The organism is Alteribacter populi, from assembly GCF_002352765.1.
In the GTDB taxonomy this organism is placed as follows: domain Bacteria; phylum Bacillota; class Bacilli; order Bacillales; family Salisediminibacteriaceae; genus Alteribacter; species Alteribacter populi.
Map to the genome: position 1 here is coordinate 373,263 of NZ_KZ293963.1, position 19,758 is coordinate 393,020.

Below are 19,758 nucleotides of genomic sequence, written 5' to 3' on the forward strand. Positions count from 1 at the left end.
GGATGGAGGTGATTAAATGATTCGTTCAATTATTATCGGAGTATTAGCAGTAGCTGTGGTAGGAACGGGATATTGGGGTTATTTAGAACATCAGGAAAAAAACGCGGTTCTTATCCAAGCAGAGAATAACTATCAAAGGGCCTTTCATGAACTATCCTATAACTTGGATCATTTGCACGATGAATTGGGGTCTACTCTAGCGATGAATTCGCAAGATCGTCTATCTCCATCACTTACAGACGTCTGGAGAATAACCGCTCAGGCTCAAAATGACCTTGGACAACTTCCATTATCTTTACTTCCGTTTAGTAAAACAGAAGAGTTCCTATATAAAATTGGTGATTACTCTTACCGCAACTCCGTACGAGATTTAGATCAAGATCCGCTTACGGATGAAGAATACGAATCTCTAAAAGAGCTGTATCATCAATCAGGTGAGATTCAAAATGAAATGAGAAAAGTCCAAGGTATGGTAATTGAGGATGATTTAAAATGGATGGATGTTGAGTTGGAAATGGCTTCCAAGGATGAGCCATTAGACAATGCCATAGTCAATGGTTTTGAGGTCATTGATGAAAAAGTGGGCGGCTTTTCAGAAGTAGATTTCGGTACAGGTGCAAAAGAAATTTCTGCAGATGATGAGAAAATCGCAGAAAACTTAGATGGTGAAGAAATCGATGAACAAGAAGCTGTAAACATTGCTGGGGAATTTCTCGATCGAGAAGGGAACCTCGAAGCTGAAGTTGAAAATACTGGAGATGGCCTTGCATATGATGCCTACAGCCTCTTGATTGAGGATCCTGAAGATAACCACACCATTTACATGGATATTACCAAGAAAGGCGGGAAACCACTGTGGCTATTAGAAGATCGTCAGGTGGAGTCAGCCGAAATCAGCTTACACGAAGCTTCTGAGAAAGCTAAATCGTTTATTAATAAAAACGGTTTTGACAACATGCAGCTCGTTGACAGCAAACAGTATGATAATGTTGGTGTATTTAATTTTGCCCACCTACATGATGACATCCGTGTATACTCTGACTCTGTAGTAGTCGAAGTGGCACTAGATAATAGTGATGTTATTGGATATGAGGCTTTTGCCTACATTGCCAATCATAAAGAACGAAAACCATCAAACCAGGAATTGTCTGAAGAAGAAGCAAAAGAAAATTTAAACCCGAGCTTGGAAGTCATGGAACACCACATGGCGGTTATTGAAAATGATTTAGAAGAAGAAGTTCTATGCCATGAATTTTTCGGTGTGATTGATGATGATACGTACCGCATTTTTATAAATGCTGAGAACGGTCGAGAAGAAAAAGTAGAGAAGATGGACCGTGCAGAACCGGTATATGATTTTGACTAAGAGGGTAACCTTGAAACAGTGATGTTAAAGCAATGAGTGAAGCCGTTGTTTTCTAAACGTGCAAAGCCATTGCTTTTTCTTTTTGGCTTTTTTTCTATAGGCTCTTTTCGCATTTACTTATTTTTTTGTATGAAAAGAAGGAATAATGTCATTGGTCACGAAGGAATATAGAGTAAGTAAATTTTGAGTGGGGAAGGAATGTCATCTTTGATTAAAGTTGGGGAAATTCTTCATTTGGAACTCAATATGGAGCAAGATAATATTAGCAGATATCGTAGTAAGGTTGCGGATTTAAATAACGAATCAATATTCATTCATTTCCCTGTTGGTGTACATGATTCGAAACCGCACTTTTTCCCTGAAGAAACAAGGTTTAAAGGGTGGTTCTTAGGTAAGGATGACGCAATCTACTTATTTGAGAGCAATGTTACAGGAAAGCTAGGGGGGCAAATCCCAGTTATTGTGTTAAAGAAGCCTGAAAAAGAAAATCTCATTCGTATTCAACGAAGACAGTATGTAAGAGTAGATACTTGCCTAGATGTCGCTGTTGGCTCAGTCAATAACGATTTTTCTGCTTTTACTACTACGAGTTTGGATTTGAGTGGAGGTGGTCTTCAAATTGTATTACCTCATGACCATAGCCTTTCTGAGAATATGGAAGTGACAGCTTGGCTTCCACTATCATTTCAGTCAAACCCAGTGGAGTATGTGAAGGCGGAATCCAAAGTGATCCGTATTCGTAATAAAAACGCTTCTATAAGGGCTTCTCTTAAGTTTATAACTATGGAAGAAAATGAGCGTCAGAAGGTGATCCGCTTTTGCTATGAAAGGCAAGTTCAACATCGCAAAAAAGAAATGCAATTGAAGAAATAGTTTATCCGATATTCTCGGGTAACTTGTTTTTAAAATAGACCTGTCGTGAGGAGATATGATAATATTAACTGAAGAAATATATTATTATTGAAGTTTCATGAAAGAGGTAGAAGGATAGACATGGGAATGCAGATAAACATTGCAATTGATGGACCTGCAGGAGCAGGGAAAAGTACAGTGGCTAGAGAAGTGGCAAGGCAGCTTTCATTTGTTTATATCGACACAGGTGCTATGTACCGGGCTTTAACATACGAGGCTCTTCAGCAAAAAGTCAATGTACATAATGAACAGCAAGTTATTGAATTACTCAAGAAATTGGAAATTACGTTAGAAAATAAAGGGTCATCTAGTAGAGTTTATGTAAATAGCAAAGAGGTTACAGAAGAGATTCGTACTAATGAAGTAACGAATAACGTGTCCTACGTTGCTATGCACGAATTAGTAAGAGTAGAAATGGTAAAAAAACAACAAATCTTAGCCGAATCCGGTGCAACGGTAATGGATGGCAGAGATATTGGCACAGCTGTTTTGCCTGATGCAGCGGTGAAAGTCTTTCTTACTGCTTCTGTGGAAGAGAGAGCGAAACGGCGACATGAGGAACACCTCAAAAAAGGAATTTCTTCAGACCTTTCTAACTTGAAGGAAGAGATTGCCAAACGGGATCAAATTGATTCTGAAAGAGAGTTTGCACCGTTGAAAAAAGCAGTTGATGCCAATGAAATTGATTCAACTTCTCTTTCGATCAAGGAAGTTATTGAGGAGATTCTTGTACTTGTCAAAGAAAGGACGAGTAGCTTTGAATAAATCATTATACCGCTTTGGAAAATGGATTTCCAGGACATTTTACAGAATCTTTTTCCGTGTAAAGGTAATAGGGCGGGAACACATCCCTACTCAGGGCGGCGTTTTACTTTGCTGTAATCACATTCACTTACTTGACCCTCCATTTTTAGGGGCATTTCTAAAACGAAATACTTGTTTTATGGCAAAAGCAGAGTTATTTGACAAACCGATCCTCAAGTGGTTGTTACCTAAACTCGGTGCATTTCCTATTAGAAGAGGGGGAAGTGACCGCCAGGCATTACGGAAAGGTTTATCTTTATTACAGGATGAAGAAATGATCGGTGTTTTTCCAGAAGGGACCCGCAGTAAAACTGGTGAGCTAGGAAAAGGTTTGACAGGAGTTGGATTTTTCGCACTTCGGTCAGATGCCCAAGTCGTCCCAAGTGTTATCATTGGATCTTATAAGCCATTTTCTACTTTAACAATTGTGTATGGAGAGCCAGTTGATTTGCAAACTCTGCGTGAGAATAAAGCATCAGCTGAAGAAGCATCAGAAGCTATTATGGCTGGGATTGGGGCTTTACTCCAGAAACACCGGAATAATAAAACAGGGTAGAACTTTCACCCAGGGTGAAAGATTATGATAAAAAGTTTCAACGTTCCCGTTCTGTTCGGGGGATTAGGGAGGTATTGTCAATGGTAGAAGAAATGAACAACGAAATGGCGGACGTAAAATCATTTGCCGCCGGGGAAATCGTTACCGGTACGGTAACAAAAGTAGAGGAAAAACAAGCGTTTGTTAACGTCGGATATAAAATGGACGGCGTGGTACCGATTAGCGAACTTTCCAGTCTTCATGTTGAAAAAGTAAGCGACGTCTTAAATGAAGGCGACGAAGTGGAATTAAAGGTAACTAAAGCAACCGATGACGAACTTGTCTTATCGAAAAGAGCTGTGGCTGCAGAAAAAGCCTGGGAAGATATGGAGAACAAGCTTGCCAGCGGTGACACATTTGAAGCTGAAGTGGCAGACGTTGTCAAAGGTGGACTTGTGGTGGATGTAGGCGTTCGCGGATTCATCCCGGCTTCTCTAGTAGAACGTCACTACGTAGAAGACTTTTCTGATTACAGAGGTAAATCTCTACGACTAAAGGTTGTTGAAATGGACCGTGAAAAAAATAAGCTGATTTTATCTCAACGTGCCGTTCTCGATGCTGAAGCAAAAGATCGTAAGCGCAGTACTTTGGAGAATATCCATGAAGGCGATGTGATCGAAGGGGCGGTCCAAAGGTTAACTGATTTTGGCGCATTTGTCGATATCGGTGGCGTAGACGGTTTAGTTCATATATCACAAATGGCGCATCATCATGTAGAAACACCGTCTGAAGTCGTGAATGAAGGCGATCAAATCAAAGTTAAAGTTTTAGGTGTGGATCCTGATAATGAGCGTATTTCATTATCCATTAAAGAAACATTACCTGGTCCTTGGGAGCAAATCGGAGGAAAAGTAAAAACAGGTGATGTAGTAGAAGGGAAAGTGAAGCGCCTTGTCTCTTTCGGAGCCTTTATTGAAATTGCACCCGGCGTTGAAGGACTTGTCCATATTTCTCAAATCGCTAATCGTCATATCGGTACTCCAGGAGAAGTACTTGAAGAAAGTCAGTCGGTGAAAGCAAAAGTCTTAGATGTCAACACAGAAGACAAGCGAATTTCACTAAGTATCCGTTCTCTTCAAGAAGAGCAGGAAACTGCAACGAACCGCAAAGTAGAGAAAGAGTATCAAAAAGAAGAAGATAACTCAGGTTTTTCTTTGGGTGATGTTATCGGTGATCAACTGAAAAAATACAAATAGTAGAAGGTGGAATTGTGAGTAGAGCTAAAAGGAAGCTCGATCACCTTCGTGGTGCGTTAAATTCAGGACAGTCCAGACGTTCAGGTTTTGATGATATCTCCTTTGTTCATCAAAGTATACCTGATACAAATGTTAAGAATGTCCAACTGAATTCTACGATCGGCGAACTGAATATCAGTTCGCCGATTTTTATCAATGCCATGACTGGTGGGGGCGGACAAGCAACTGAAAAAGTAAATGCCTCTCTGGCAGAAGCTGCCTCGGTACTCGGAACTCCTATCGCGGTAGGTTCTCAAATGGCGGCGATAAATAATGAAAGTGAACGCAGCACCTATGAGGTGGTTCGAGATAAGAATCCTCAGGGAATCGTATTTGCTAATATTGGAAGTGAAGCAGAGGTCCATCAAGCTTTACGTTGTGTCGAGATGATTGATGCTGATGCTCTGCAAATTCATTTAAATGTGATTCAAGAGCTTGTAATGCCGGAAGGAGATCGTAACTTCCAAGGTGCTTTACAAAGAATTGAAGCCATTTGTGATGCTCTTGACGTTCCTGTCATAGTTAAAGAGGTTGGCTTTGGAATGAGCATGGAAACAGCGAAAAAGCTTCACAGTTCCGGGGTTTCTATTATTGACATAGGTGGTTTCGGGGGAACCAATTTCTCTAGTATTGAAAATAAGCGCCGGGAAAATGAGCTATCTTTTTTCGATGATTGGGGCATTGCTACAACAAATGCCGTAGTCGAAGCGAATGTAGCTTGCCCGAACCTTGAAGTCTTGGCAACTGGAGGGGTTCAATCTGCATTAGATATCGCCAAATCACTGGCACTAGGGGCGAGCGCGTGTGGCATGGCCGGGCAGGTTTTAAAGTGGGTTCAAACGGGCGGTCCCGAAGAAGTTGTGAAACAAATTCACCATATTCAATACGAATTGACATGGATTATGGCCGCTTTAGGGATTCATCAAACGATTCAGTTTAAAAAAGTTCCTATTATCCTAAAAGGAGATACACATCATTGGTTACAGGAACGAGGGGTTAATACCTCTTTGTTTAGTAACCGATCATTGGAAAGGTAAAAGGCACTATAATTAAAAATTGTTGCTCGAAAACCGCCTAATAAAAAGGTGCCCTCAGTATTGTTTGCTGAGGGCACCTTATTTAACGATCGATTTGCAAACTTCTTACTGCCGTTGTCGTTTTCTAGCATGATTGCCTGATTCTAATTCTGTTGAACTAGGATAGTGAAGAGATTGATTACGGTCTGATTCAACACGTTTGGACTGTTTTATTTTCTTTTCTTGTCGGTCTTTTCCCATAACAAGTTCCTCCTTTGTCGTCGTTTCGTTAGGAAAATAAAGGGTTTCTTGCGCAGTAAGGTATATTTTACCCTATATTCTGACGATTATGTAGATAAATGAAAGGAGGGGGCCGATAGGATGGGTTTCTGGTTTTTTTGGGTAATGTGGCTTTTGGTCATTTGCATTTATTTTTTTTCTGATAAAAAATCATCCGTCAGGGTCGAGTGGATTATAGTTGCCTTTGCTATTTTAATATTAGCTAATGTTACGATTCCATTTTTTGGGTTTGGAGTTAATTTAGCAATGATTGTCATTGCATGGATAGGCTATAAAACCCTCATCAAAGTTGGAGGAGCAGCACTTGCCATTGGTTTTTTCATAAGTTTGCTTCTCTCGGCCTTATTTGGCTGGCTCCAGTTTGTTTATTACTATGAACCTGTTTGGATGCTATTTACTATACAGACCTCAACTGTAGCGCTGTTTTCATTGATTTTAATATTAATAGGGAGAACAGTTGTAATCAGAATTGCAGTATTGTCAGTCAGTTTTTTTCAAGGTGAAATTGGTTTTACTTTTTTTTTAATTATGACAGGTCGGGAAGTTGAGTTAACAATTGGTTCTTTTCAATACCTAGATATGTTAGCGTTAACTTTTTTGGTTGTATTGGGATGGTCATTGATTGAATGGTTTGCCGCATGGTTAAAACAAAAGGTGTACTCATCATTTGGTGTACTACCAGCAGGTCAGCGAAAGCTCAATGCATGATCACAAGGTAAATTGGTATGAATAGGTTTGTGGAGGACAAGTTGTTTTGGTATAATAAATAGGTTAGTTTTGGCAAACCCTTTCGTATAAGGAAGGGTTTTTTTATGAAGGGCTGTTTTCGTATAGTTTGTTGCCTAAGCTCAAAAAACAAATAGCAACAATCTTTTTAAAAGAGCCTTATGAAATGAAGGAGAGAAAGTGAGGGATGTCCTATGCCTAAGCCGGTAGTTGCCATTGTGGGGCGACCGAATGTAGGAAAGTCCACAATTTTTAACCGTATTGTAGGAGAACGCATTGCTATTGTCGAAGATAAACCAGGAGTTACAAGGGATCGTATTTATGGATATGGAGAATGGTTAAATCATGAATTTCACGTTATTGATACAGGTGGTATAGAAATAAGTGACGAACCTTTACTTACCCAAATGCGATATCAAGCAGAGCTTGCTATTGAAGAAGCAGATGTCATTGTTTTTGTAGTAAATGGAAGAGAGGGTATAACTGGAGCAGATGAAGAAGTAGCTCAGCTGTTATTCCGTTCTAAAAAACCTGTTGTTCTCGGTGTGAACAAGATGGATGATCCAACACTGCATGAGAAGATGTATGAATTTTACAGTTTGGGTATTGGTGACCCAATCGCCATTTCAGGCTCGCATGGTATTGGGTTAGGCGATTTACTAGACGAAGTAGCTGCACAATTCGAAAATATTTCTGACGAAGAATACGATGAAGATACGATCCGGATAAGTTTAATCGGACGTCCGAATGTAGGGAAGAGCTCTTTAGTTAACGCGGTACTTGGAGAAGAACGTGTGATTGTTAGTGATATACCAGGCACAACCAGAGATGCTATTGATACTCCTTTTGAAAAAGACGGTCAGGAGTATGTAGTCATTGATACTGCCGGTATGCGAAAAAAAGGAAAAGTATACGAGAGTACCGAAAAGTATAGTGTCATTCGTGCTTTAAGAGCCATTGAACGGTCAGATGTGGTACTTATGGTTATTAATGGAGAAGAAGGGTTAATCGAACAGGACAAAAAAATTGCAGGCTATGCCCATGAAGAGGGACGTGCCATCATTATTGTTGTAAATAAATGGGACGTAGTAGAAAAGGATGATAGTACACTCCGTGAATTTGAACAAAAAATTCGTGACGAATTTTTGTTTATGGACTATGCACCGATTGTTTTTGTCTCAGCGAAAACAAAGCAACGTTTGCACAAAGTACTGCCGATGGTTAACGAAGTCAGTGAGTTTCATAATCAGCGTGTTCCAACAAATGTATTAAACGATTTAATTGTTGATGCAGTTACGATGAATCCAACGCCAACTGACCATGGTGGGCGTAGGTTAAAGATTAACTATGCTACACAAGTGGCAGTAGCACCACCGACATTTGTTCTCTTTGTTAATGACCCCGAGCTACTTCATTTTTCGTATCGCAGATATTTAGAAAATAAAATTCGTGATACCTTTGAATTTAAAGGAACCCCGATACGAATTCTTGCTCGTAAAAAGAACCAATAAAGAGAGTGGGGTTAGCTTGTTAAATTAACAAAGTACACTACTCAGGCTGAGAAAGTACTTTGTTATGAGTGTGGAAAAATTATACTTTATTGAAATTATACATTACTATGACGCAAAGTGGGGGTTGGGATGTTATCGATACTATATGTCGTTGCGGCATACTTGCTCGGTTCGGTTAGCTTTAGTGTGATTATTGCTAAAAAACTAAAGCAAGTAGACATTAGGCAACACGGCAGCGGGAATGCGGGGGCGACTAACACGCTTCGTGTATTAGGAATCGGTCCTGCTATTGTTGTTCTCCTATTGGATTGTCTAAAAGGGGTTGTTGCGGTTTGGGGCAGCCTCTTTTTAACCGGTGATCCACTAGTGGCTAGTGCAAGTGGATTGGCGGCGATCGTTGGACATAATTGGCCAATATATTACGGGTTTCGTGGTGGTAAAGGGGTAGCAACTACGATTGGTGTGTTAGTAAGCCTCGTTTTCTTAGCTGCGTTAGTTTCAGGAATCATTGCTATTATTTCTATTGTTATTAGTCGTTACGTTTCTCTAGGGTCTTTATTATTCATTTCCGGAACAACAATTTTAACGATTGTCTTTAGTACTTATTACGTTTATCCTACGGTCTATCTATATTTTTTAATTGTAATTACAGCTCTTTCCTTTTGGCGTCATCGAACGAATATTGCTCGATTAGTAAAAGGGACTGAGAATAAAATTGGACAAAAAGCACCTTCAAATTGAAAGGAGCCCTTACAATGGCAACAATTACAGTTCTAGGTTCTGGTAGTTGGGGAACCGCATTATCAGTCGTTCTTGCAGACAATGGCCACCACGTTAAACTATGGGGCCGTTCAGAAGAGGCAGCAGAGGAAATGAACACGCGTAAAACGAACGAAAATTACTTACCTGGAGTGACACTTCCAGAAGGCATTCAAGCCTATACAAGTATGGAAGAGGCTCTTTCAGGTTGCGAAACGATCCTTTATGTCGTTCCTACAAAAGCGATGAGAGGCGTCCTAAAGTCAGTCACTAGTATTATAAATGAACCTGTTACAATGGTTCATGCAAGTAAAGGGATTGAACCTAATACGTTAATGAGAGTGTCTGAAATTATTGAAGAGGAAGTCCCTGAATCTCTTCGAAAATCTGTCGTTGTTTTATCAGGACCATCTCATGCAGAAGAAGTGAGTCTTCGTCAGCCGACTACAGTTACGAGCTCCTCAGTTACCATTGATGCAGCTGAATATATTCAAGATCTTTTTATGAATCAACACTTCAGAGTGTATACGAACCCGGATTTAATCGGAGTTGAAATAGGAGGTTCTTTAAAAAACATCATTGCCATTGGCGCAGGAATGACGAACGGGTTAGGCTTTGGTGATAATGCTAAAGCTGCATTGATGACACGAGGTCTTGCAGAAATTGCCCGCCTGGGAATGAAGATGGGGGCAAATCCACTTACTTTTGCAGGACTTTCTGGACTCGGAGATTTAATTGTTACTTGTACGAGTGTACATAGCCGTAACTGGCGTGCTGGTAATATGATTGGGAAAGGTAAAACGATTCCCGAGGTTTTAGACGAAATGGGCATGGTTGTTGAGGGGATTCGTACAACGAAGGCCGCTTTTCAGTTAGCTGCACAGGAAAATGTAGAAATGCCAATTACAAATGGCTTATACCAGGTACTTTTCCATGAAAAAGAACCTAAAGAAGCGGTTGAAGAACTAATGGGCCGTGTAAAAAAACATGAAGTAGAAGACTTAAAACTTGGCGATTTAGATCCGTTAAATGATTTAGAGCCTTGATAACACGACTTTCACAACAAACTCTCCTCTGCATATGATATGTTGACATCATCTATGAGGAGGGTTTTCTTTTGGACGAAAAGAAAAATTCGTTTTTTGATCAGGTTGAGAAAAAAACAAATGTTAAACAACAAGATTTATTTAAATTAGCTCAAAACGCTAGCAAGACCGATTTAAAGAGTGAACAAAATGTCCGCCAGTTAATTCAGCAAGTCGCACGCGTTGCGAATGTTCCTGTTTCTAAGAAGAAGGAAGATGAATTAGTTAAGGCGATCATTTCAAATAATGTACCGATGGACTTCGGTACTCTTGCAAAAATGTTTCAGAAAAAAGGCGGTAAATAGGCTATCGTTTGCGACGAACCTTTTGTGCTGGCATATACTGAAACAGAAAAGGCGCCAAAATCGGGCTGTGATTACTGGCGGTGTTTAGTCATATTAAAGTTGAAGAAAGGAGCCCCTTTTCTTCAGCTTTTTTTTGTACTTTAAGAAATTTGACTTTTTATATGTGTATCCCAAAAAATATAGAAAAGCCGAGTAATAAAAACGTGCGAGATAAAATAACGCTGTTTATTATTAAGCTCTGTTAAAGCCCGTTGTTGGTATTGTGATTCACTTTCGGTGGACGCTTTCCGCTGGCGACGCTTCAGCCTCCTCATTCGCGAAAGGCGAAAGGCGTGCTCACTGCGGGGTCTTCAGCTGCTCCTGCGGTTCCTCGTCGCAAGAAGACCATTGTTGCTTCTCCTGATGGAGTCTCGCCATTGCAGCAACACCCTTAGCTACCCATGTGTATCTCAAAATCAAGTGCAAGGCTTTTAGCAAAAGAAGAGTTATGTCCTTGCAGATTCTTTCCATGAGAAAGAGCATATCCTTTTGCCACCCAGGCGTATGCTACTGATTCAGCAGCCTCTACATAAGCCACCCTCATGTGAGCGATTCTCTGTTCAGTTTTTGAGGATGGACTCTCTTGACTTGATTAGGGTGAAAAAACAATAGCAACAATTAAAGAATGAAACGCAACATAGAACCTGAGTGTCCGTTTTTGGGGAAGCCTGCTCTCTTACCCATGTTCATTCAGCTTTTTTTGTTTCTATGCTATAATGAGTCAGGAAATGCATGTTTGATCAGATAATGTGGAGGTTTGTTTACTATGGAAGACGGATTAACAAAAATGTGGATCAGCTTTTTTGCAATGGGGCTAATGTTTGTTTCAGTTATCGTTACGATCGTCTCAAGAGAAAAGTTAAAAGGCTGGATTCAAAAAACCTTGTTAACTTTTAGCTTTTTCTGTATGATGATTGCTGGTTTAATTATTTTTCTTGTAGTGTTTAGTGGTCCTGTACCCGAATAATGGAAGCTTACTTAAGGCAGGGGTTTGTATGAAAAAAGCAACGTTAAGCCTATCTTTTATATGCATTTTAGTTTTCTTATCAGGTTGTTTGTTCCCGGAGGAGAGCCGGACTGAAAATCAAGTTCCTTATGATGATCAGTTACAGTCTGTACAGACAGCTGTGAATCAATTTAGAGAAGACTCAGGTGTGTTACCGATAAAAACAAGAGATGAAGAAACACCGATATTCCAAAAGTATCCAGTAGAGTTCCGGTCACTTGTACCACAGTATTTACAACAAGCTCCAGGGAACTCTTTTGAAAACGGCGGTATTTTTCAATATGTGCTGACAAATGTGGAAGATGAGCCCGAGGTAAAGCTGATTGACTTGAGGTCTGCTAACGGCCTCCAGGAACTTTCGAGACGTATCAATCAATATCGTTCCCAAAATAACTTTGCTCCCGTTGGTGAATTACTAGGTAGCAATCTCCTTAAATTGGATTACGAAGCGTTAAACTTTGATGAGGAACCAACTGTAGCTAGCCCTTTTCACCCTACACATGAGCTCCCCGTGTTACTTACGACGAGTGGTGAATTAGTGGTTGATTATCGCATCGATATTCAACATTTTATTGATGAATACGGAATGGAAAATTATTCGGAAGGTGAAGACCTTCGTTGGTTATTGGTTGATCATTCACCATTTGTTCCGGTTCATTCAAAACCAATCACAGTAAAAAATGGTGAAGTGGTATTTATGAAAGAGTCATAGAATCGTTGAAAATTGAATCCGAATGTTCTATTGTGCTTCCCCTCTCAATATATTATCAAGAGAAAGGGAAGCTTTTTTAATTATGCATGTTGTAAAACTACGTCTTTAAGAGGATGTCAAAACTCGGAGTAAAATCATCGGTGTAGCGCTTGCTGTACTCGATATTCTCGGCTTATTTGGCCTCTTTTTTGAACACGCACTTTAAGCGGCTCCCTTCAAAGTCGATTTTGAATCTTTTTTCGTTAGAGTGGGTGATGCTAATGAATCATCAGTATTAAAAGGTTGTTCACAATTAATAAAAGAGGATGTTTGAAAAGACCGGGAAAAATAGCTGTCGAACTTCTGCGTCATCTTACTTTTTACTCCTCACGTATTAAAAGCATACGTTCTGGTGCTCAAAGTGGCGCTTCCTTGAACTTCTCAGCTCTTTTTGTCCTCCTTTTTGAACATACACAAAAATAATAATTAAAACTAAACAAGCAGCTTGTCATAATTAATGGACAACATCATAAGTATTATAGTGTCATCACATTGAATCGTATGCAGAAGCTGTCACATACAAAATCGATCGGGAGGGGATCGTGTGGAGAAGTACGATATTTTTCGAGATATCGCTGAACGGACCGGTGGCGATATTTACTTAGGCGTCGTAGGTTCGGTTCGAACAGGGAAGTCGACGTTTATTAAAAAATTCATGGAGCTTGCCGTCATTCCTAATATTGAAAGTGAGTCTGACAGAGCTAGAGCTCAGGATGAGCTTCCTCAAAGTGCAGCAGGAAAACAAATTATGACCACTGAACCTAAGTTTGTACCAAATCAAGCTGTTTCTATCCATGTAGATGAAGGTTTGGACGTAAATGTAAGAGTCGTGGATTGTGTAGGCTATGCAGTACCTGGTGCAAAAGGCTATGAAGATGAAAATGGACCGAGAATGATTCATACTCCGTGGTACGAAGATCCGATTCCATTTCATGAGGCAGCTGAAATAGGTACTAGAAAAGTCATTCAAGAACATTCTACACTTGGTGTCGTCATAACAACGGATGGCTCAATTGGGGAAATTGCCCGTCATGATTACGTCGAATCTGAGCAAAGAGTAATTGAAGAATTAAAAGAGGTAGGAAAGCCGTTTATAGTCATCGTAAATAGTGTCCATCCTCATCATCCAACAACAGAAGACCTACGGCAGTCAATAGAAACTGAACATGATGTTCCGGTTTTATCCATGAGTATCGAAGGGATGACTGAACAAGACATTAACTCTGTTATGCGGGAGGTACTCTTCGAATTTCCTGTTCATGAAGTCAATGTGAACTTGCCGAGTTGGGTCATGGTACTAAAAGAAGAACATTGGCTTAGGGAGAACTATGAAAGTGCTGTAAGAGATACAGTAAAAGATATTAAACGGCTGCGTGATGTCGATCGCGTTGTTGGGCATTTTACCGATTACGAATTTGTCGAAAGAGCTCAGCTTGCTGGAATAGAAATGGGGCAAGGCGTGGCTGAAATTGACTTGCACGCGCCTGACGACTTATATGATCAAATATTAAAAGAAGTAGTTGGGGTCGAGATACGTGGTAAAGACCATCTGCTTGAATTGATGCAGGACTTCTCTTATGCAAAGGCTGAATATGATCAGGTATCTGATGCGCTTAGAATGGTCAAACAAACAGGATATGGAATTGCTGCACCGTCACTTAGTGACATGAGCCTTGATGAACCAGAAATTATTCGACAAGGATCACGTTTTGGCGTTCGTTTAAAAGCCGTTGCTCCTTCCATTCACATGATAAAAGTCGATGTAGAGTCTGAGTTTGCACCGATCATTGGAACAGAAAAGCAAAGTGAAGAGCTGGTGCGCTATTTAATGCAAGACTTTGAAGAAAACCCACTCTCAATTTGGAATTCAGACATTTTTGGGCGCTCGTTAAATTCCATTGTCCGCGAAGGAATTTCAGCAAAACTTTCGCTAATGCCGGAAAATGCCCGCTACAAACTAAAAGAAACGCTTGAGCGTATTATAAACGAAGGCTCTGGTGGATTAATCGCGATTATTCTATAACTCTCCAATTTGGAGGGTTTATTTTTTTACTATTTCTTTACTTTTCGTAGAGGGTAAAATTTGACGTGAGAACCTCTCTATGATAAAAATCATTATAGACCATTGATATATCAACATTTTAATAAAATATGAAAGTTTGGAAGGAAACGGATGATTTCTTTTCCATTTTAGGTAAAAAAGTGATAAAAATGCAGGGAAATCCGCAAAAAATGTTGAATTCTTGGGTAGTTTCGGTTAATATTAGCGTTGTTATCCACTAATTGTGCGTTAACTAGTATAAAACTCTTATTTTTGTGAAAGAAAAGAAATAACAAACTCCTTGGGAGGAGGTGAATGGTATGAACAAGACTGAACTAATCAATGCAGTTGCTGAAAAAACAGACCTTTCTAAAAAGGATGCTACGAGCGCAGTAGATGCAGTATTCGATGTAATCACTGACTCTCTTCAAAAAGCAGAAAAAGTACAACTTATCGGCTTTGGTAACTTTGAAGTACGTGAACGTGCTGCTCGTAAAGGTCGTAACCCTCAAACTGGGGAAGAAATCGAAATCCCTGCAAGCAATGTACCAGCATTTAAGCCTGGTAAGGCCCTTAAAGACGCTGTTAAGTAATACATAAGGGAGCTTGCATTAGAAGAACTGCGTTTTTACGTAGTTCTTCTTTTTTCTTTAATGGTAACCGCATTTCTTGGAAGGGAAGAATTTATAAGAGGACAGCTACCTTCACGCCGCTCGTCTCAAGGGAAAAGCCCCTTGAGACTTTAAAACATGGGGCGGAAGCTTACGCTGTTTTTAATAAAAGACCGCTTTGCGGTTTTTCTTATTTAGGTCGTTAGGCAAGCATTTGCTTGCCTTATCACGCATAGCGTGATAGTAAAATCGCTCAAGAACAACAGATATTACGAAAACAGCCTTCTTGTATTAAAGGCGTTGCTGTGCTAGAATTTTATCGACTTCTACAAAGTATTGGTCATCAATGATGAGGGGGCGCTATTGTGAGTGAAGTAAACCATCAAAAAATAGAAGAAGCTGTTACGATGATTTTGGAAGCAATTGGAGAAGACCCGAACCGGGAAGGTCTTTTAGATACACCGAAGCGTGTCGCAAAAATGTATGCCGAGGTTTTTCAAGGTTTAAACCAAGACCCGAAAGAACATTTTGCAACCGTCTTTGGAGAGGACCACGAGGAACTTGTCTTAGTAAAAGATATTCCTTTTCACTCGATGTGTGAACACCATCTCGTTCCTTTTTTCGGAGTAGCACATATTGGATACATACCAAGCGGAGGGAAAGTTACTGGTTTGAGTAAACTGGCAAGAGCGGTTGATGCCGTTTGCAAAAGGCCGCAACTCCAGGAGAGAATTACTTCGACAATTGCAGAAAGCATCGTAGAAACGTTGGAACCTTTAGGAGTTATTGTAGTGGTGGAGGCAGAACATATGTGTATGACAATGCGCGGTGTGAAAAAGCCAGGATCCAAAACAATCACGTCTGCAGTCAGAGGTGTGTTTGAAGAAAACGATGCTGCTCGTTCAGAGGTCCTTTCTTTAATAAAGAGCTAAATTACGTTTAAAAGTATTCGTCCTGCACATCTTACTAGTGGAGGTGTGCATGATGAAAAATCATGATAAATCTGAATTGTTTTCTTGGTTGATTCCAACTGCAGGCATCATCATTGGAGTTTACCTAATCTATATATTTTTACTTTAGAATGTCAAAACGATGGAGGAGGAATAATCTTGGCACAATCACCCGAGTATATCGTGATTAAGGCGCGTGAAAATGGTGTTAACGTCATCGGGTTAACGAGAGGGTCGGATACAAGATTTCACCATTCCGAAAAGCTGGACAAAGATGAAGTGATGATTGCTCAATTTACTGAACATACCTCTGCTATAAAAGTAAGAGGAAAAGCTACGATTCAAACAAGTCATGGTGAAATGAATACAAACGACTAAAAGCGGGGAAGTGACCTGCTTTTCTTTTATGCTTTTGAGAAAGCTCATATCTTTACTATGAAGTAGAAGAAAGTGTACATGGGAGAACACTGTCGTCTTCCGTACTTGTATGATTCAATGACTTATCCGATGGTATGAATTGTGGTATAATACAACTATTAATTAAGAGCGGTTTTCTTCAATGTTGATATACTAATTGTTGGGGGACTTTGAATGGCGACGTCAATGGATTATCTAAATGAGGATATTAAAAAGATCAAGGCGGATTTTTATGAGGTAATTCAGCATCCTTATTTACGCCGATACTTACAGGATCCGATCATAGATCATGATCAGGTTATCCTCCTTTATTACTTGCTGCGGCGAAAAGAGTTTGACTTTTCCTACATAAAAAACAGTGTCCTCTCTACTGTCCTTGTTCAAACCGCACTCAATGTACATGAAACAGTCTCTGTAACGCCATGGCGCTCTGAAACGGTGAAGCGGCAACGGCAGTTAACTGTCCTATCAGGAGACTATTACAGCAGCCTCTATTATTACGTTTTAGCTAAGGTTGACGATGTTCCTTTTATTCGCGTACTTAGCCGATCGATTCAAGAAATCAATGAAGCAAAAATGAATGTGTATGAGGGTGGCACTGACCAGCTTCAAACGTTAAAAGATATTCGCGCGATCGAATCATTATTAATTAGAAATGTAGCGGTATTTTACCACTCCGAGCAATGGGCACAACCGCTTGAAGAGTTCTTTTATTTTAAAGTGCTTCTCAATACGAGGTATCATTGGATTGAGAGGAATCATGAGACACCGCTTACAGCCTCGCTTTTAACGAGAAAAGGTCAAAAGAGAAACGAACTTTCTTTCGCTCTTGAAAAGGAAATCGAAGCTTCGAAAGTGAAGCTCCACTCTTTTTCTTATGAGTGGATTCCAATTCGTGAATATATACTTTCAAGAGTGGATGAATTACTCACCGAACATGGTGTAGTCCAGGATTTTGTTGTAGAGGAAGGGTAAGATGGGGCAGTCAAAAGAAGAGAAAGTACATCAAGTATTCGAGTCTATTTCCGGTAATTACGACCGTATGAATGCGATTATTAGCTTTCAACGCCATTTATCATGGCGAAAAGATACAATGAAGCGCATGAATGTCAGGCCTGGTTCTGAGTCATTAGACATCTGTTGCGGAACAGCAGACTGGACGATTGCGATGGCAGATGCTATCGGGCCAACAGGGAAAGCTTATGGCCTCGATTTTAGTGAAAATATGCTCATTGAAGGAAGGAAAAAAGTAAGCGCACGTGGCCTAGATCACATCGAACTTGTCCAAGGAAATGCTATGGAACTGCCATATGAAGATAATACATTTGATTATGTTACGATTGGTTTTGGTTTGCGTAACGTTCCTGACTATAGTGTAGCATTAAAGGAAATGTATCGTGTTACCAAACCAGGAGGACTAGTGACTTGTCTTGAAACTTCTCAACCAACTCTGATAGGTTTTAAACAACTCTATTGGCTGTATTTCCGGTATATAATGCCTTTCTTCGGTAGAGTTTTGGCAAAAAGTTATGATGAGTACACGTGGCTTCAAGAATCGACACAATCGTTTCCTGATAAAGAAACGATTGCCAACATGTTTAAAAAGACTGGTTTTCAGAATGTAAGCTACAAATCTTACTCTGGAGGAGTAGCCGCAAGTCATTTTGGAAGAAAAGGTTGATAGATTAAGAAGTTCAAAAAAATGAGGGATTCATAGTCCACAGACCTATGCCGCATAGGGTGTTACGTCTATAATCAGCGCTCCAAATTTTGCTGCTCTGGATCTTGAAACTTCCAGTTTCGACCATCCTTGCTTTGATAATCCCCATTTTGGAAACCTATAATTAGATGTTTCAATCGAAAGGGTTCAGGTTTATGAGAAAATTTAAAATCATCTTAGAAATGATTAAGTTTGAACATACAGTATTTGCATTGCCTTTTGCTTTCTTAGGGGCGGTATTATCAAGTTTACTAATTTCCGGTAATTGGCCGACAGTCCACCACTGGATTTGGATTACACTCGCCATGGTCGGGGCAAGAAGTGCGGCGATGAGTTTAAATCGTGTCATTGACGCCAATATTGATAAGAAGAATCCTAGAACAGCAGCCCGCGCCATTCCTGCCGGTCTATTGTCCAGGCTCGAGACAGGACTATTTATCTTTGTTTCATTTTTATTACTATTTTTTGCGGCGTACCAATTAAATATGCTCGCTGTTTATCTATTACCAATTGCTGTATTTTTTTTAGTCATCTATTCTTATACGAAAAGATTTACATACTTATGTCATATCGTACTAGGAATCACGATTGGAATAGCCCCACTAGGAGGCTGGGTTGGAGCTACGGGAACATTAACATGGGAGGCGATGCTCCTATTTGTCGGAGTCGCTTTTTGGACTGCTGGATTCGATGTTATCTATGCGACACAAGATGCCGAATATGATCGTGACGTGGGTCTTCATTCAATTCCTAGCAGGTTTGGTATTTCTAATGCCTTATGGATAGCAAAAGTCTTTCATCTCGTTAGTTTTGTAGCGATGCTTGCATTATTTTTTGCGACACCATTGGGTTTGATTTTTCTACTAGGTGTTTTGATTGCAGGCGGGATTATGATGTACGAACATTCCCTTGTATCACCTAGTGATTTATCTAAAGTGAACGTGGCTTTTTTTACAATGAACGGGATCATTAGTATCGTCATGTTGATTTTTACGATTGGAGATTTACTTCTATGACTCAAGGAAAACGAGTTTTCACAGTTGGAATAACCGGAGCCAGCGGTGCTGTTTATGGAGTTCGTCTTGTAAACGCATTACTTAAAGCAGATCACCAGGTTCATTTAATTGTAACTGAAGCAGGGTGGCAGGTGTTTTACCATGAATTGAATGAAGACACAACTGATCGAGCTTCTTGTCTTGAACGATTGTTTTTAAATGAAAAGGATTTGCAAATTCATACTTTGCAGGATTTTTCGGCTCCGATTGCCAGTGGTTCTTATAAAAATGACGGCATGATCATTATCCCGTGTTCGATGGGAACAATGGCAAAAATCGCGCAAGGAATTTCAAGTAATTTACTAGAGCGTACAGCAGATGTCATGTTAAAGGAAAAAAGACCTCTCGTCATTGTACCACGTGAAACTCCGCTTCATTCTATTCACTTAGGAAATATGAAAATCATTGGTGACATGGGTGGATTAATTGTACCGGCAATGCCGGGGTTTTATCATCAACCGCAAACATTGGATGATGTCATTAATTTTGTTGTTGGAAAAGTTTTAGATCAATTGGATGTCAGTCATGATTTGTTTACTAGGTGGGGGGAATAG

At 39.9% G+C, this 19,758-nt stretch carries 22 protein-coding genes; 21 read left to right on the forward strand and 1 reads right to left on the reverse strand.

Going from position 1 to position 19,758, the window contains the following annotated elements:
• Positions 1-16: 16 nt before the first annotated feature.
• The 6 genes from ypeB to fni all read left to right on the forward strand — a co-directional run bounded on the left by ypeB (position 17) and on the right by fni (position 5,949).
• The gene (gene ypeB / locus CDZ94_RS01905; protein ID WP_096434845.1) at positions 17-1,366 is read left to right on the forward strand and encodes a germination protein YpeB; all 1,350 of its coding nucleotides are present in this window, start codon (positions 17-19) and stop codon (positions 1,364-1,366) included.
• Between the two features lie 198 nt (positions 1,367-1,564).
• The gene (locus CDZ94_RS01910) at positions 1,565-2,239 is read left to right on the forward strand and encodes a flagellar brake protein (RefSeq protein WP_232735765.1); all 675 of its coding nucleotides are present in this window, start codon (positions 1,565-1,567) and stop codon (positions 2,237-2,239) included.
• Positions 2,240-2,359: 120 nt separating this feature from the next.
• Positions 2,360-3,043 carry a (d)CMP kinase gene (gene cmk, locus CDZ94_RS01915; RefSeq protein ID WP_096434846.1) on the forward strand — a complete coding sequence of 228 codons (684 nt, stop codon included), beginning with the start codon at positions 2,360-2,362 and terminating at the stop codon, positions 3,041-3,043.
• Positions 3,036-3,638, forward strand: a complete 603-nt coding sequence (locus CDZ94_RS01920; protein ID WP_245415695.1) for a lysophospholipid acyltransferase family protein — start codon at positions 3,036-3,038, stop codon at positions 3,636-3,638. Before cmk ends, CDZ94_RS01920 begins: the two co-directional genes overlap by 8 nt.
• A gap of 80 nt (positions 3,639-3,718) precedes the next feature.
• Positions 3,719-4,873 (forward strand): 30S ribosomal protein S1, encoded by a 1,155-nt coding sequence (gene rpsA, locus CDZ94_RS01925; RefSeq protein ID WP_096434848.1) that lies wholly within the window; start codon positions 3,719-3,721, stop codon positions 4,871-4,873.
• A gap of 14 nt (positions 4,874-4,887) precedes the next feature.
• Positions 4,888-5,949, forward strand: coding sequence for a type 2 isopentenyl-diphosphate Delta-isomerase (fni, locus tag CDZ94_RS01930; protein ID WP_096434849.1), 1,062 nt, complete (start codon positions 4,888-4,890; stop codon positions 5,947-5,949).
• 105 nt (positions 5,950-6,054) lie between these two features.
• Here the strand turns inward: fni and CDZ94_RS01935 are convergent, their stop codons facing one another.
• Complete coding sequence (locus CDZ94_RS01935; protein WP_096434850.1) at positions 6,055-6,189, reverse strand: YpzI family protein; 135 nt, start codon at positions 6,187-6,189, stop codon at positions 6,055-6,057.
• A 120-nt stretch (positions 6,190-6,309) separates the two neighbouring features.
• Here CDZ94_RS01935 and CDZ94_RS01940 point away from each other — a divergent pair, with 120 nt between their 5' ends.
• The 15 genes from CDZ94_RS01940 to CDZ94_RS02015 all read left to right on the forward strand — a co-directional run bounded on the left by CDZ94_RS01940 (position 6,310) and on the right by CDZ94_RS02015 (position 19,758).
• Complete coding sequence (locus tag CDZ94_RS01940; protein WP_096434851.1) at positions 6,310-6,936, forward strand: YphA family membrane protein; 627 nt, start codon at positions 6,310-6,312, stop codon at positions 6,934-6,936.
• 212 nt (positions 6,937-7,148) lie between these two features.
• Positions 7,149-8,465 carry a ribosome biogenesis GTPase Der gene (der, locus tag CDZ94_RS01945; RefSeq protein WP_096434852.1) on the forward strand — a complete coding sequence of 439 codons (1,317 nt, stop codon included), beginning with the start codon at positions 7,149-7,151 and terminating at the stop codon, positions 8,463-8,465.
• Positions 8,466-8,594: 129 nt separating this feature from the next.
• Positions 8,595-9,206: a glycerol-3-phosphate 1-O-acyltransferase PlsY gene (gene plsY, locus CDZ94_RS01950; protein WP_096434853.1), complete on the forward strand. Its 612-nt coding sequence runs from the start codon at positions 8,595-8,597 to the stop codon at positions 9,204-9,206.
• Positions 9,207-9,220: 14 nt separating this feature from the next.
• Positions 9,221-10,270 (forward strand): NAD(P)H-dependent glycerol-3-phosphate dehydrogenase, encoded by a 1,050-nt coding sequence (locus CDZ94_RS01955; RefSeq protein ID WP_096434854.1) that lies wholly within the window; start codon positions 9,221-9,223, stop codon positions 10,268-10,270.
• A gap of 71 nt (positions 10,271-10,341) precedes the next feature.
• Entirely contained in the window at positions 10,342-10,614 is a 273-nt protein-coding gene (locus CDZ94_RS01960; RefSeq protein WP_096434855.1) for a stage VI sporulation protein F, read from the forward strand.
• Between the two features lie 805 nt (positions 10,615-11,419).
• Entirely contained in the window at positions 11,420-11,620 is a 201-nt protein-coding gene (locus CDZ94_RS01970) for a DUF2768 domain-containing protein (protein ID WP_096434857.1), read from the forward strand.
• 28 nt (positions 11,621-11,648) lie between these two features.
• A complete protein-coding gene (locus CDZ94_RS01975) occupies positions 11,649-12,371 on the forward strand; it encodes a hypothetical protein (protein WP_096434858.1) in 723 nt (240 codons plus the stop codon).
• Between the two features lie 583 nt (positions 12,372-12,954).
• Positions 12,955-14,433, forward strand: coding sequence for a stage IV sporulation protein A (spoIVA, locus tag CDZ94_RS01980; protein WP_096434859.1), 1,479 nt, complete (start codon positions 12,955-12,957; stop codon positions 14,431-14,433).
• A 338-nt stretch (positions 14,434-14,771) separates the two neighbouring features.
• Positions 14,772-15,044: an HU family DNA-binding protein gene (locus CDZ94_RS01985; RefSeq protein WP_096434860.1), complete on the forward strand. Its 273-nt coding sequence runs from the start codon at positions 14,772-14,774 to the stop codon at positions 15,042-15,044.
• Between the two features lie 383 nt (positions 15,045-15,427).
• On the forward strand, positions 15,428-15,994 hold the full coding sequence (folE, locus tag CDZ94_RS01990) for a GTP cyclohydrolase I FolE (protein ID WP_096434861.1): 567 nt from the start codon (positions 15,428-15,430) through the stop codon (positions 15,992-15,994).
• Positions 15,995-16,171: 177 nt separating this feature from the next.
• Positions 16,172-16,390 carry a trp RNA-binding attenuation protein MtrB gene (gene mtrB, locus CDZ94_RS01995; RefSeq protein ID WP_096434862.1) on the forward strand — a complete coding sequence of 73 codons (219 nt, stop codon included), beginning with the start codon at positions 16,172-16,174 and terminating at the stop codon, positions 16,388-16,390.
• Between the two features lie 213 nt (positions 16,391-16,603).
• Positions 16,604-17,404, forward strand: coding sequence for a heptaprenyl diphosphate synthase component 1 (locus tag CDZ94_RS02000; RefSeq protein WP_096434863.1), 801 nt, complete (start codon positions 16,604-16,606; stop codon positions 17,402-17,404).
• A 1-nt stretch (position 17,405) separates the two neighbouring features.
• A complete protein-coding gene (locus CDZ94_RS02005; protein ID WP_096434864.1) occupies positions 17,406-18,110 on the forward strand; it encodes a demethylmenaquinone methyltransferase in 705 nt (234 codons plus the stop codon).
• Positions 18,111-18,304: 194 nt separating this feature from the next.
• Positions 18,305-19,165, forward strand: a complete 861-nt coding sequence (locus tag CDZ94_RS02010; protein ID WP_096434865.1) for a UbiA-like polyprenyltransferase — start codon at positions 18,305-18,307, stop codon at positions 19,163-19,165.
• The gene (locus CDZ94_RS02015) at positions 19,162-19,758 is read left to right on the forward strand and encodes a UbiX family flavin prenyltransferase (protein WP_096434866.1); all 597 of its coding nucleotides are present in this window, start codon (positions 19,162-19,164) and stop codon (positions 19,756-19,758) included. Before CDZ94_RS02010 ends, CDZ94_RS02015 begins: the two co-directional genes overlap by 4 nt.